The 13,212-nt window shown below is 68.9% G+C and carries 14 protein-coding genes; 12 read left to right on the top strand and 2 right to left on the bottom strand.

What is annotated here, in order from left to right; translation table 11 throughout:
- The first annotated feature begins 297 nt into the window (after positions 1–297).
- Genes AC1VVG_RS32440 through rfbB form a run of 10 tightly spaced genes read left to right on the top strand, consistent with a single transcriptional unit; the run spans position 298 to position 9,443 of the window.
- Positions 298–1,392, top strand: a complete 1,095-nt coding sequence (locus AC1VVG_RS32440) for an ABC transporter substrate-binding protein (RefSeq protein WP_049032445.1) — start codon at positions 298–300, stop codon at positions 1,390–1,392.
- Between the two features lie 16 nt (positions 1,393–1,408).
- Complete coding sequence (locus tag AC1VVG_RS32435; RefSeq protein ID WP_059560921.1) at positions 1,409–2,302, top strand: branched-chain amino acid ABC transporter permease; 894 nt, start codon at positions 1,409–1,411, stop codon at positions 2,300–2,302.
- Complete coding sequence (locus AC1VVG_RS32430; RefSeq protein WP_226252993.1) at positions 2,295–3,182, top strand: branched-chain amino acid ABC transporter permease; 888 nt, start codon at positions 2,295–2,297, stop codon at positions 3,180–3,182. The genes AC1VVG_RS32435 and AC1VVG_RS32430 overlap by 8 nt, the downstream gene beginning before the upstream one ends.
- Positions 3,179–3,961: an ABC transporter ATP-binding protein gene (locus AC1VVG_RS32425; RefSeq protein ID WP_482837472.1), complete on the top strand. Its 783-nt coding sequence runs from the start codon at positions 3,179–3,181 to the stop codon at positions 3,959–3,961. Before AC1VVG_RS32430 ends, AC1VVG_RS32425 begins: the two co-directional genes overlap by 4 nt.
- A complete protein-coding gene (locus AC1VVG_RS32420; protein WP_034192088.1) occupies positions 3,958–4,677 on the top strand; it encodes an ABC transporter ATP-binding protein in 720 nt (239 codons plus the stop codon). The genes AC1VVG_RS32425 and AC1VVG_RS32420 overlap by 4 nt, the downstream gene beginning before the upstream one ends.
- Positions 4,674–6,053, top strand: a complete 1,380-nt coding sequence (locus AC1VVG_RS32415; protein WP_482837471.1) for an MFS transporter — start codon at positions 4,674–4,676, stop codon at positions 6,051–6,053. Before AC1VVG_RS32420 ends, AC1VVG_RS32415 begins: the two co-directional genes overlap by 4 nt.
- Positions 6,054–6,095: 42 nt before the next feature.
- Positions 6,096–6,992, top strand: a complete 897-nt coding sequence (gene rfbA / locus AC1VVG_RS32410; RefSeq protein WP_059560909.1) for a glucose-1-phosphate thymidylyltransferase RfbA — start codon at positions 6,096–6,098, stop codon at positions 6,990–6,992.
- Complete coding sequence (rfbC, locus tag AC1VVG_RS32405; RefSeq protein WP_049029918.1) at positions 6,989–7,561, top strand: dTDP-4-dehydrorhamnose 3,5-epimerase; 573 nt, start codon at positions 6,989–6,991, stop codon at positions 7,559–7,561. Before rfbA ends, rfbC begins: the two co-directional genes overlap by 4 nt.
- Positions 7,558–8,442, top strand: coding sequence for a dTDP-4-dehydrorhamnose reductase (gene rfbD / locus AC1VVG_RS32400; protein WP_482837470.1), 885 nt, complete (start codon positions 7,558–7,560; stop codon positions 8,440–8,442). The genes rfbC and rfbD overlap by 4 nt, the downstream gene beginning before the upstream one ends.
- On the top strand, positions 8,439–9,443 hold the full coding sequence (gene rfbB / locus AC1VVG_RS32395) for a dTDP-glucose 4,6-dehydratase (RefSeq protein ID WP_034192083.1): 1,005 nt from the start codon (positions 8,439–8,441) through the stop codon (positions 9,441–9,443). The genes rfbD and rfbB overlap by 4 nt, the downstream gene beginning before the upstream one ends.
- Before the next feature lie 181 nt (positions 9,444–9,624).
- Here rfbB and AC1VVG_RS32390 read toward each other — a convergent pair whose 3' ends face one another.
- Positions 9,625–9,957, bottom strand: a complete 333-nt coding sequence (locus AC1VVG_RS32390) for a LysR substrate-binding domain-containing protein (RefSeq protein ID WP_482837643.1) — start codon at positions 9,955–9,957, stop codon at positions 9,625–9,627.
- A gap of 153 nt (positions 9,958–10,110) precedes the next feature.
- Positions 10,111–11,349, bottom strand: a complete 1,239-nt coding sequence (locus AC1VVG_RS32385) for an SfnB family sulfur acquisition oxidoreductase (RefSeq protein WP_124669453.1) — start codon at positions 11,347–11,349, stop codon at positions 10,111–10,113.
- Between the two features lie 303 nt (positions 11,350–11,652).
- Here AC1VVG_RS32385 and AC1VVG_RS32380 point away from each other — a divergent pair, with 303 nt between their 5' ends.
- Positions 11,653–11,811, top strand: a complete 159-nt coding sequence (locus AC1VVG_RS32380; protein WP_376698771.1) for a hypothetical protein — start codon at positions 11,653–11,655, stop codon at positions 11,809–11,811.
- Positions 11,808–13,208, top strand: coding sequence for an LLM class flavin-dependent oxidoreductase (locus tag AC1VVG_RS32375; RefSeq protein ID WP_059560900.1), 1,401 nt, complete (start codon positions 11,808–11,810; stop codon positions 13,206–13,208). The genes AC1VVG_RS32380 and AC1VVG_RS32375 overlap by 4 nt, the downstream gene beginning before the upstream one ends.
- Positions 13,209–13,212 lie beyond the last annotated feature (4 nt).

Below are 13,212 nucleotides of genomic sequence, written 5' to 3'. Positions count from 1 at the left end.
TCCGCTTCCGTGTCGAGTGGATTGAATTCTAAGCATCCATATTCACGACTGTATACACTTTTTTCAAAAAGATTCGACGCTGAGCCAATTTGGCGCACGTGCCCGCAGCTGGTGTTTACCGTCGCCCGTATTGTGCATTTCATGCGCTAAAACAACGCATTTTCTTGTGAATTCCGGGGCGCTTCGCGAACCGCTCGAGATTCGTCCAAAAAATGTTTGCCAACGATTTTTGTTCTGTGATTCTGTCGACACTTTTGTATTTCAAACGCGATTCAACATCGATTCAGGAGCGCAAAAATGAAGCTGGGTTGCTGGAGTCTCGGGATCTGCGTCGCGCTCGGCGCGTGGGCAACGTTTCCTGCATATGCGGACGTCAGCGTCGGCGCCGTGTTGCCGCTGACCGGCGCAAGCGCGTCGATCGGCGAGGACCAGCGGCGCGGGATCGAGCTCGCGGTCGCGAAGATCAATGCGCAAGGCGGCGTGCTTGGGCAGAAGCTGCAGGTACGGATCGAGGATTCGGGCGGCACCGCGAACACGGCGCTCGACGCCGCCCGCAAGCTGGCGACCGTCGAGCGCGTGCCGCTCGTGCTCGGCGAATTCTCGTCGTCGGTGACGATTCCGGTCGGACAATTCCTCGTGCGCCAGGGCGACGTGCACGTCAACATCGGTTCGTCGAGCCAGCAGGTCCGCAAGATCGGCGCGGGTTCGTTCAGCACGATCGGGCTCGACGACCAGTCCGCGCGCTTCGCCGCGCAGGACGTGTACGACCGCAAGCTGCGGCGCGTCGCACTGATCGCGCCGAACAACGGTTACGGCCAGGGCATCGCCACCGAGTTCAAAAAGCGTTTCGAGGCGCTCGGCGGCACAATCGTCTCGACGGTTCTCTACACCGAGGGCCAGTCGACCTACCGGCGCGAGCTGGAACAGGCGTCGCGTGCGCAGCCCGACGGCTACGTGTACAGCGCGTACGGACAGGAAGCCGCGACGTTGAACCGGCAGGCGTTCGAGATGCGTCTCAACCAGCGGCCGTGGTACGGCATCTACCTGACGATGTGCACGAGCGACACCCCCGCCCAGATCGCGCAGGGGCAGATCGGCCTGGAGGTCGCGGCGCTCGGCGGCAGCGCCGCCGCGTACGCGGCGGCCTATCGCGCCGCGTATCACGAGGCGCCGCGCTCGGCCTTCGGCAGCTACGCGTACGACGCGACGATGCTGTCCGCCGCGGCAATCAATCGCGCGCGTTCGGCCGATCCGGCGAAGGTGCGTGCGGAACTCGCGGCCGGCCAGCCCTATGACGGCGTGACGGGCACGATCGCGTTCGATGCCGACGGCCAGCGGCTGGTGCAGCCGTACGAGAAGGTCGTGTACCGGCAATCCGTCGTCGCGCAGTAGCCACCGGGAGCCTGCGATGCTGCAATTCCTGATCGATGTCCTGATGCGCACGTCCGACCTGTTGCTGGTCTCCGTCGGCCTGTCGACGCTGTACTCGCTGATTCGCTTCCCGAACATCGCACACGTCCAGTACGCGATGGTCGGCGCGTTCGCGACCCTCGGGTTCGAGCGCGTCGGCATGCCGTTCGCGCTCGCGACCGCCGTCTCGTGCGCGCTGGTCGGCCTTGCCGCGACGCTGCTGAACCTGTTCGTGTTCACGCGCCTGCTGCGCTCGGGCAGCGCGGTCGCGATGATCGGCTCGCTCGCCGTGTCGCTGCTCGCCGTCGCGCTGATGCTCGGCACGGCCGGCTCGCGGCCGCTGCAGTACGCGCAGGCGGTGCGCCCGCCGCTGATGGTCGGGGGCGTCGCGATGTCGTCCGCGCAGGCGGCTTCGATCGCGTGCGGTGGCGTCGCGCTCGCCGTGTTCGCGCTGCTGCTGTACCGCACCCGCCTCGGCCGGGCGATGCGCGCGCTCGCATCGAATCGCGCGCTCGCGCTCGCGACGGGCATCGATGCGCAGCGCGTGACCAACGTGATCACGTTCGCCAGCGGCGTGCTCGCGGCGCTCGGCGGCACGATGCTCGGCGCGACCGAAAGCGTGCACGTCAACCTCGGCTACGGGCTGCTGATCCCGGTGTTTTCCGCCGCGATCCTCGGCGGCCTCGGCAATCCGCTCGGCGCGGCGGCCGGCGCTTTCCTGATCGCGCTGGCCGAGACGATCGCGCTCGACGTCGACTTCGGCGGGCTGGTCGGTCGGCCGCTCGCGTTCTTTCCGGTCGAATACGTCGGCGCGGTATCGTTCGCGATCCTGCTCGTCGTGCTCGTGTTCCGGCCGTATGGCCTCTTCGACGGGGAGGTCCGTCGTGTCTAGTTTCATCGTCCATCTGCTGACCGTCACGTGCCTGTACGCGACGATGGCGCTCGGCCTGAACCTGCAGGCAGGCTACGCGGGGCTCGTCAATTTCGGCTTCGTGGCGTTCGCGGGGCTCGGCGCCTACGCCGCCGGCATCGCGTCGCAGCTCGGCTGGCCGCTGCCGGCCGCCCTCGCGCTCGCGGCGGGCGCGGCGAGCGTGCTGGCCGTCGCGATCGCGCGGCTCGGTCGTCACCTGTCGGCCGACTACTGGGGCATCGCGACGCTCGCGATCGCCGAGATCCTGCGCACGTTCGCGCTGAACGAGGGCTGGTTGACGGGCGGCGCACAGGGTATCGGCGGCATCGCGCCGCTCTTTCCCGGATTGCGCGCGCCGTGGGCCGATCTTGCGTTCCTCGCCGTCGCGGCCGGCGGCCTCGCCGTCGCCTATGCCGCCTGCCGGCTGCTGACCACCGGCCGCTTCGGCCGCGCGCTGAAGGTGATGCGCGAGGAGCCCGCGCTCGCCGTCTGCTTCGGCTACGACCCGGTCGCGCTGAAGACCTGGGCGAGCGTCGCGGGCGCGCTGCCCGCGGCGTTCGCGGGCGCGCTGCTCACCTGGTACATCAGCTACGTCGGCCCGGACGCGATGGTGGCGTCGGAAACCTTCGCGCTGTGGACCATCGTCATGGTCGGCGGGCTCGGCAGCCACGCCGGCGTGCTGGCCGGCGCGCTGATCGTCCAGGCGGTGTACGCGTTCGCGCCGTTCCTGAAGGACTGGCTCGGCGTCGGCAGCGACCTCGCCGGTGCGGTGCGCCTCGGCCTCGTCGGCCTGATGCTGCTCGCGTGCGTGCTGTGGCGCCCGCGCGGCCTTGTGCCGGAACGACTGGAGGTTCATCCATGAGCGCGCTGCTCGACCTTGAAGGCGTCACGATCCGCTACGGCGACAATGCGGTGCTGTCCGGCCTCTCGCTGTCCGTCGGCGACGGCGAGATCGTCGGGCTGCTCGGCCCGAACGGCTCGGGCAAAAGCACGGCGCTCAACGCGATCACGGGCTTCGCCCCCGTCGCGGCCGGCGCGATCCGCTTCGCCGGGCGTCGCATCGACACGCTTGCGCCGCACCGGATCGCACGGCTCGGCATCCGCCGGACGTTCCAGTTGCCGTCGATGCCCGCGCGCATGTCGGTGCTCGAACTGGCGATGGCCGCGTCGTCGGCCCGTCACGGCCCCGTCGCGGCGCTCCTGCGCAGTCGTGCGACCCGCACGCTGGAAACCGCGACGCACGCACGCGCCACCGCGCTGCTCGAGGAACTGAAGCTCGCGCACGTCGCGCAACTGGGCGCCGCGGCGATCTCGGGCGGCCAGAAGAAACTGCTCGGCATCGCGTGCGCGATGATGACCGAGCCGAAGCTGCTGCTGCTCGACGAGCCGACTGCGGGCGTTCACCCCAACCTGCGCGGCGAACTGGTCGCCGAACTGCGCCGCATCCGCGGGCTGGGCGTCACGCTGGTCGTGATCGAGCACGACATGCACTTCATCCGCGAGCTGTGCGACCGCTGCATCGTGCTCGATCGCGGCGCCGCGATCGCCGACTGCCGTCCCGCCGAACTCGAAAGCAACCGCCGCGTGCTCGATGCGTACCTGGGACGCGCCCATGCGCGCCGCCTGATGGAGGCGTCATGATCGACGTTCGCGACCTGGTCGCCGGCTACACGGCCGACATCGACATCCTGCACGGCGTATCGCTGTCCGTCGGGCCGGTCGACATCGTCACGATCCTCGGCCCGAACGGCTGCGGAAAATCGACGCTCCTCAAGGCGATCGCCGGCTTCGTCCTGCCCCGCGCCGGCACGGTCACGATGCATGGCCGCGACATCGCGCGCGTGCCGGTACACCGCAAGATCCGCGAACACGACATCGGCTTCGTGCCGCAGACCGACAACGTGTTCGGCGCGCTGACGGTCCGCGAGAACCTGATGCTCGGCGGCCACGCGATGTCCGCGTTCCCCCGCGAAACGCGGATCGAGGAGCTGTGCGAGCAATACCCGGTGCTACGGCGCCGCTACCGGTCGCCCGCGGGCGCGCTGTCCGGCGGCGAGCGGCAGATCGTGTCGCTCGCGCGCGCGCTGATGTCGCGCCCGGTGCTGCTGTTGCTCGACGAGCCGTCGGCCGGCCTGTCGCCGAAAATGGTCGACGAGGTATTCGACGCGATCGTGCGGATGCGCGATACCGAGCACATCGCCGTGCTGATGGTCGAACAGAACGCGATCGAGGCGCTGCGCATCGCCGATCGCGGCGTGGTGCTGACGATGGGCCGCGTCGCGCTGACGGGCACGTCGGCCGACCTGCTCGACAGCGACGAGATGCGGCGTCTCTATCTCGGCGGGCGCGCGGCATGAGCACGAACACCACTCCCGCCGCCGGTGCGGCCGGCGCGCCAGCCGCGCGGCCGGTGCACGTGATGGTCGCGCTTGCCTGCGGCTTCGTGATGGCGATGCTCGACGTGACCATCGTGAACGTCGCGCTGAAGGCGATGCAGGCAAGTCTCGACATGTCGCTGACCGCCCTCGTCTGGGTCGTCGACGCCTATACGCTCAGCTTCGCCGCGCTGCTGCTGTTCGGCGGCGCGCTCGCGAACCGTTACGGGCCGCGGGCGATCTACGTCGCCGGGCTCGCGCTGTTCGTCGCCGCGTCGGTGCTGTGCGCGGCCGCGCAGACGAGCGGCATGCTCGTCGCCGCGCGGCTGCTGCAGGGCGTGGGGGCCGCGCTCTTCATGCCGAGCTCGCTGAGCCTGCTCACGCTGGCGTTTCCGGCCGGACCGCTGCGCACACGGATGATCGGCATCTGGGGCGCCCTGGTATCGGCGGCGATGGCGATCGGGCCCTGCATCGGCGGCATCCTCGTCGATGCGATCGGCTGGCGCGGGATCTTCTGGGTCAACCTCCCCGTCGGGCTCGCCGGCCTGTGGCTCACGCGCCGCCATGTCGGCCATTCGCCGCGCCATCCCGGCCCGCTGAACACGCTCGGCCATCTGCTCGGCGCGCTCGCGCTCGCGGCACTCAGCTATACGCTGATCGAGGGGCCGGGCGCCGGCTGGCGCTCGCCCGCCATCGTCGCCGGTGCGGCCGTGACGTTCGCCGCCGGCGCGGCATTCGTCTGGCGCGAACGTGGCGCCCGCGACCGGATCCTGCCGCCCGCGCTGCTGCGCAACCGGCACTTCGTCGCGGGCGGCCTGCTCGGGCTCGCGATCAATTTCGGCATCCTCGCGGAAATCTTCCTGCTGAGCCTTTACCTGCAGCAGGTGCGCGGTGCAAGCGCGCTGCGCGCCGGCTTCGAGCTGTTTCCGCTCATGGCGATGTTCGGCATCGGCAATCTCGCGTCCGCCCGCGTGAGCGCGCGGCTCGGTCCGCGCGGCACGCTGCTCGCGGGCCTGACGCTCGCCACGCTCGGCAGCGCCGCGCTGATCGGTATCGAGGCGCTCCCGTACACGGCGCTCGCGATCGCGGTCGGCATCGCGAACTTCGGTGCGGGCCAGGCCATCCCCGCGATGAATCTCGTCGTCATGCAGTCGGCCGGCCCCGCGGACGCGAATCTCGCCGCCGCATCGCTGAACGCGAGCCGGCAGATCGGCTCGCTGGTCGGCGTGGCGATCGCGTCGGTCGTGCTTCATGCGATCGCCAGTCCGGACCGCGCAACCGCGGCCGGTTTCGCCGTGATCGCGCTGGTCTACCTGACCGGCTTCGCGATCGTGTTCGGACGCATCGACCCGGGTTGACGCGCACGCGGGCCCGCCCTTCTTCATGACAGCGAGGACATCATGCACACAGCGACTGGCCGTAAGGGATTGATTCTGGCGGGCGGATCCGGCACCCGGCTCCATCCGCTCACGCATTCGGTATCAAAGCAACTGATGCCGGTGTACGACAAGCCGATGATCTACTACCCGCTCAGCACGATCATGCTGGCCGGCATCCGCGACGTCCTGATCATCTCGACGCCGCGCGATCTCGACGCGTTCCGGCAACTGCTCGGCGACGGCGAACAATGGGGCATGAATTTCTCGTACGCGGTGCAGCCGAGCCCGGACGGACTCGCGCAGGCCTTCGTGATCGGCGCGCCGTTCATCGGCAACGACGCCGCGACGCTCGTGCTCGGCGACAACATCTATCACGGTCCGGCGCTGTCGTCGCTGCTGCAGCGCGTCGCCGCGCGCACGACGGGCGCAACGGTGTTCGGTTATTACGTGCGCGACCCGGAGCGCTACGGCGTCGTATCGTTCGACGAGCACGGGCGGGCGATCGATCTCGAGGAGAAGCCGCGCGACCCGAAATCGCACTACGCGGTGACGGGGCTTTACTTCTACGACAACGACGTCGTTTCCCTCGCGAAGGAGGTGCGCCCGTCCGCGCGCGGCGAGCTGGAGATCACGGACCTGAACCGCGCCTATCTGGCGAACGGCAAGCTGAACGTCGAGATCCTCGGCCGCGGTTATGCGTGGCTCGACACCGGCACGCACGAGTCGCTGCTCGACGCGGCGAATTTCATCCAGGTGATGCAGGCCCGCCAGGGGCTGCAGATCGCCTGCCCCGAGGAAATCGCGTACCGGCTCGGCTGGATCGACTCGCAACGGCTCGAAGCGCTCGCGCACGCGCTGTCGAAAAGCGGTTATGGCCGTTACCTGCTCGACGTCCTGAACAAGGAGGTCGCCGCATGACGTCCGTCATCGAGACGACGCTGCCGGGCGTGCTGCTGATCGAACCGGCGAGCTTCGGCGACGCGCGCGGCTTCTTCGTCGAAAGCTATCGCGAGTCGTGGCTGCGCGACGCAGGTGTCGATGCAGGTTTCGTGCAGGACAACCACTCGCGCTCCCGGCGCGGCGTGCTGCGCGGCCTGCACTACCAGTTCCGGCATCCGCAGGGCAAGCTCGTTCGTGTGTCGCGCGGCGCCGTGTACGACGTCGCGGTCGACATCCGGCCCGGTTCGCCGCATCTCGGACGCTGGTTCGGCACCGTGCTCGACGACGTGTCGCATCGCCAGCTGTGGATTCCGCCGGGCTTCGCGCATGGCTTCTGCGTGCTGTCCGACGAGGCCGACTTCGCGTACAAGTGCACCGCGTACTACGATCCGTCGTCGGACGCGGGCGTACGCTGGGACGATCCCGACATCGGCATCGAATGGCCCGCGCTCGACGTGCCGTTCGAGCTGTCGGACAAGGATCTCCGGCAGCCGCGCCTGCGCGACCGGCCGCCGGCGGTGCCCGACCTTCACGGAGCCGCGCGATGACGATCCTCGTGACCGGCGTGCTCGGCCAGGTCGGCCGTGAACTCATGCTGCGCGCGGGAGGACGCCCGGCAATCGGGCTGTCCCGCGAGCAGCTCGACATCGCCGATCGGCAGGCGGTGCGTGACGCGCTCGCCACGCACCACGCGACGCTCGTGATCAATGCGGCCGCGTGGACGGCCGTCGATCGCGCGGAAACCGAACCCGACGCCGCCTGGCGCGCCAATTGCGCCGGCCCGGCGGCGCTCGCCGACGCGTGTGCCGCGGCCGGCATCCCGTTGCTGCACCTGTCGACCGACTACGTGTTCGACGGCCGCGCGCCAGGCGCGTACGATGAAATGGCGGACGTCGCGCCCCTCGGCGTCTACGGACACACCAAATGGGCCGGCGAGGAAGCCGTTCGCCAGCGGCTGCCCGATGCGCATGTGATTCTCCGCATTGCGTGGGTATTCGGCGCGCACGGCGGCAATTTCGTGCGCACGATGCTGCGGCTCGGACGCGAACGCGACGAACTCGCCGTCGTCGCCGATCAGTACGGCGGCCCGACGCACGCCGCCGCGGTCGCCGACGCGCTGCTCGCGATCGCGGATCGCCATCGCGCGGGCGCCGCGATGCGCTGGGGCACCTACCACCTGTGCGGCACCCCCGTCACGACCTGGCACGGCTTCGCCGAGACGATCTTCTCGCAGGCACGGCGCGCCGGCCTCATCGATCGCCTACCGCTCGTGCGCCCGATCCGCACGGCCGCCTATCCGCTGCCGGCGCCACGGCCGGCGAACTCCGCACTCGACTGCACCCGCATTCGCGAGCATTTCGGCATCGACGCGCCGTGCTGGATCCCGGCGCTCGCCGACGTGCTCGATACCTGGAAACGAACCTCATGAGCCATCGACCGAAACATGTCCTCGTCACGGGCGGCGCCGGGTTTATCGGCGCCAACTTCGTCCATCACCTGCTCGCGACGGATCCGCTGGTCCGGATCGTCAATCTCGACCTGCTCACGTATGCCGGCAGCCTCGACCATCTCGCGGGCGCGGAAAGCACCGACCGCCACCGGTTCGTGCTCGGCGACATCTGCGACCGGCCGCTCGTCGAAAGCCTGTTGCGCGACCATGCGATCGACACGATCGTCCACTTTGCCGCCGAGAGCCACGTCGACCGCTCGATCACCGGCCCCGGCGAATTCGTCCGCGCGAACGTCGTCGGCACCTGGACGCTCCTCGAGGCGGCGCGCACGGTCTGGATGAACGGGCCCGACGCCGACGCGCGCGCGCCGCGCCGCTTTCATCACATCGGCACCGACGAGGTATACGGATCGCTCGCCCCGACCGATCCGCCGTTCTCGGAAACCACGCCGTACGCGCCGAATTCGCCGTATTCGGCCAGCAAGGCCGGCTCCGACCATCTCGTGCGCGCGTACTTCCACACATACGGGCTGCCGGTCACGACGACCCACTGCTCGAACAACTACGGCCCGCGCCAGCACGCCGAGAAGTTCATCCCGACGGTGATCCGCAACTGCGTCAACGGCACGCCCATCCCGCTCTACGGCGACGGCGCGAACGTCCGCGACTGGCTATTCGTCGACGATCACTGCCGGGCGATCGATGCCGTGATCCGGCGCGGCACGCTCGGCGAAACGTACAACGTCGGCGGATGCAACGAGTGGCGCAACGCCGACATCGTCGACCTGATCTGCTCGCTGCTCGACGTGCGGCGGCCGCAGGGCGCGCCGCACGCGCGCCTCAAGCACTTCGTCGCCGACCGCCTCGGTCACGACCGTCGTTATGCGATCGACGCCGGCAAGCTCGAACGCGAACTTCAGTGGCAACCGACGGAAACCTTCGAGACAGGCATCGTGAAGACGCTCGACTGGTACCTGTAGACGTCGCGATGGGTTGACGCGGCCCCGAAAGTCGATCCCTCGGGGAGGTAAAAAACCGGGGGACGGCAGGCGCGCCGCGTCTCGCTCGAAAACCTGAAGAGCCTGAGGGAAGGGTCCGGCCCATGCGGATGGCCGATCAGCCGCACGAGACGCACAAACGCGTACGACCGCGCGGGTCCGCCTAGCCAAGCCAGCGCGCGTCGAGCCAGTGTCCCTGCTCGAACGTGGTCTTCACGCAGTCGAGCAGCACGCCGACCACGCAGCGAACCGGCGCGCTCGCCTGCCGGCTGCCGGGCGCCGCCAGCACGATCGTGCGCCGCAGCCCGGGCGGCGCGAGCGGCGCCGCGCTCAGCGTGCGCTGCGCGATCTCCTGCGTGACGGCGACGGCCGGCAGAATCGTCCACCCGTGACCTCGCGCGACCCGTTCCTTCTGCACGCTCAGCGCATTCGTTTCGGCCACCACCCGCAGCGTCACGTCGGCCTCGGCCGCCGCGTGCTCGATTGCCGCGCGCAGGCCCTGCGGCGCGGACAGATCCGACGTGCTGGCCTTCCGGCATCGGAATGTCCGCGCAAACAGACAAGGTCATCCACTGGCTGCTTTCCGGCCTGGAACCCGGAAGCCAATCCGAATGCCTGCGCCGTCGCCGACGGCCGCCCCGCCATCCGCTCAGTTCCACGCATGGCGCGCCGGACGCACGCCGTTCAGGTAGTAGTTGCCGACGAGGTGGTATTTCCAGCGCACCGGATCGTGCAGCGTATGCGTGCGCGCGTTGCGCCAATGCCGGTCGAGGTTGTGCTCGGCGAGCGTCGACTGCGTGCCGGCCAGCTCGAACAGTTTCTCGCCCGCGAGCAGCGCGATCTCGGTCGTCAATACCTTCGCTTCGCCGACCGCGACCGATGCGCGCGCGACGTCGTCTTCGGTCACGTCGCCGCGCGCCGCGATCTCGTCGAGCGTGCGCGCCGCGCGTTCGAGCAACGCCTCGGCCGCGTGCAGCTGGATGTGCAGGTGGCCGATCTCGCGAATCGTCAGCGGATCGTCGGCCGCGCGCTCGACACCGCTGTCGACCCACGGGCGCGTGCGGGTCCGCACGAACGCCAGCGTATCGTCGATGGCCGCCTTCGCGATGCCCGCGTCGATCGCGGCCTGGATGATCTGCGACAGCGGACCGTTGAGCGTCGGCACGTCCGACACGCGCTGCGCGGGCAGCACGTGCGACGCCGGGACCCGCACCGCGTCGAGCACGACCGTGCCGCTCGCGGTCGTGCGCTGCCCGAATCCCGACCAGTCGTCGATCACGGTCAGCCCGGGCGTCGCTCGCGGCACGTATGCGAGCCACGCCTGGTGCGCGTCGTCGAGGCCGAGCACCGGCACGTAATGCGCGAACAGCGCACCGGTCGAATAGAACTTCGTCCCGTCGACGATATAGTCGTCGCCGTCGCTGCGCACGCGCGTCTTCAGGTCGAGCACGTGCTTCGTGCCCTTCTCCGAGAACCCGTTGCCGAAGCGCTTGCCGCTCAGGATTTCCGCGAAGAAATGGCGCTTCTGCGCGTCGGTGCCAGTCAGCGTGATCACGTCGACCAGCCCGAAATGATTCTGCGGCAGCTGCCCGAGCGACGGATCGGCCGCCGCGACGATCTTGACGACTTCGGTCAGCGTCACATGCGACACGCCCGCGCCGCCGTATGCCTTCGGCACCGTGATCGCCCACAGCCCCGACTGCGAGAACCATTCGATTTCGTCGCGCGGCAGGCGGCGGTCCCGATCGCGCTCGGCCGCGCCTTCGGCGAGCCGTTTCGCCAGCGCGTGCGCGGCCTCGATCGCCTGTGCGTCGTTGGCGATCACGCGGGCGGCATGCGGTTGCGCATCGGCGGGACGCTCCTGAATCGTGGCGCTCGTGTCTGACATCGGACTCTCCTGTCGAATGACGAAAGCATTCAATCTAGCAGCGCGGCGCGAGCCGGAAAAACGAGCGATTCTCGTAACGATATTCCTTGGGATAACAAACGACCGCGCGATTCACGGCGGCTTCGCGCCGGCGACGTCGTGCTGATGCATCGCAATCGACGCGTCAGCGTCGGGGCGCCCCCGCGTGCCCGAAGTAATACGCATCGACGATAACGATCTGCGAATCCGTTATTGGAACGCGCACGCCGCGCTTCCTATACTGGCCTCCCGGCGCAATCGGCCCCGCTCTTCGAGGAACACCGCATGACTTCGTCGCACGCAGCTCCCGACCTTTCCACCGGCACCGACCACGACGCGCTCGCGAGCCGGCTCCGGCCGATCCTCGAGCGCGAACGCCGCCGCGAATCGCCGCACGAGGCAACCGGCTGGCGCGCCGGCGCGGCAACGGGAGCCGCGCGATGAGCAAGACCATCCGCTTCAACGCGTTCGAGATGAACTGCGTCGGCCACCAGTCGCCCGGCCTGTGGGCGCATCCGCGCGACCGCTCGTGGCAGTACAAGGACCTCGACTACTGGACCGACCTCGCGCGCGTGCTCGAACGTGGCATCTTCGACGCGATCTTCATCGCGGACGTGATCGGTTATTACGACGTCTACAAGGGCAGCAACTATCACGCGCTGCACCAGGCCGCGCAGATTCCGGTCAACGACCCGCTGCAGCTCGCCGCGCCGATCGCGATGGCCACCGAGCATCTCGGCATCGGCATCACCGCGTCGACGACGTTCGAGCACCCGTACACGTTCGCGCGCCGGCTGTCGACGGCCGATCATCACACGAAGGGCCGGCTCGCGTGGAACATCGTCACGTCCTACCTGGAGAGCGGCGCGAAAAACGTCGGCGATCACGGCCTGCGCACGCACGACGACCGCTATGCGGTCGCGGCCGAATACGTCGAGGTGCTGTACAAGCTGTTCGAGGGCAGCTGGGAGGACGGCGCGGTGGTGCGCGATCGCGACGGCCGCGTGTTCACCCATCCCGAGAAGGTTCACGAGATCGGCCACAAGGGCCGCTTCTTCGACGTGCCCGGCTACCACCTGTGCGAACCGTCGCCGCAGCGCACGCCGGTGCTGTTCCAGGCCGGCGCGTCCGGCCCCGGCAAGGCGTTCGCCGCGCAGCACGCGGAATGCGTGTTCGTGGCCGCGCCGACTCGCGAGCAGCTCGCGCGCTACGTGGCCGACGTGCGCGCGCAGGCAGCAGCCGCGCGGCGCGATCCGGCGAAGGTGCTGATCTACAACCTCGTCACGGTGATCGTCGACGAGACCGACGAGAAGGCGCAGGCCAAGTTCGACGAATACCGTCGTTACGTGTCGTACGACGGCTCGCTGGTGTTCATGTCGGGCTGGACCGGCATCGACTTCGGCCAGTATGCGCCGGCCGATCCGGTGCGGCGCGTCGAAACGAACGCGATCGTGTCGGCGGTGGAGCATCTGGCCGGCGGCGACACCGCGTGGACGATCGAGGCGCTGGCCACGTGGGGCGGCATCGGCGGACTCGGTCCGGTGTTCGTCGGCTCGGCCGCGACCGTCGCGGACATCCTGCAGGAATGGGTGGCGGCGACCGACGTCGACGGCTTCAATCTCGCGTACGCGGTGGCGCACGAAACCTTCGAGGATGTCGTGCGTTATCTCGTGCCGGAGCTGCAGCGGCGCGGCGTGTACCCCACCGCGTATGCACCGGGCACGCTGCGCGAAAAACTGTTCGGCGGCACCGCGCGGCTGCCGGACACGCATCCGGCCGCACGGTTTCGCGACATCGAGCAGGTCAAGCGCGCGGCCGAACGGGAGGCGGTCAGCGCGTAGTGAA

It is taken from the genome of Burkholderia sp. L-4, assembly GCF_056856535.1.
This window is presented reverse-complemented; position numbering and strand designations above follow the sequence as displayed.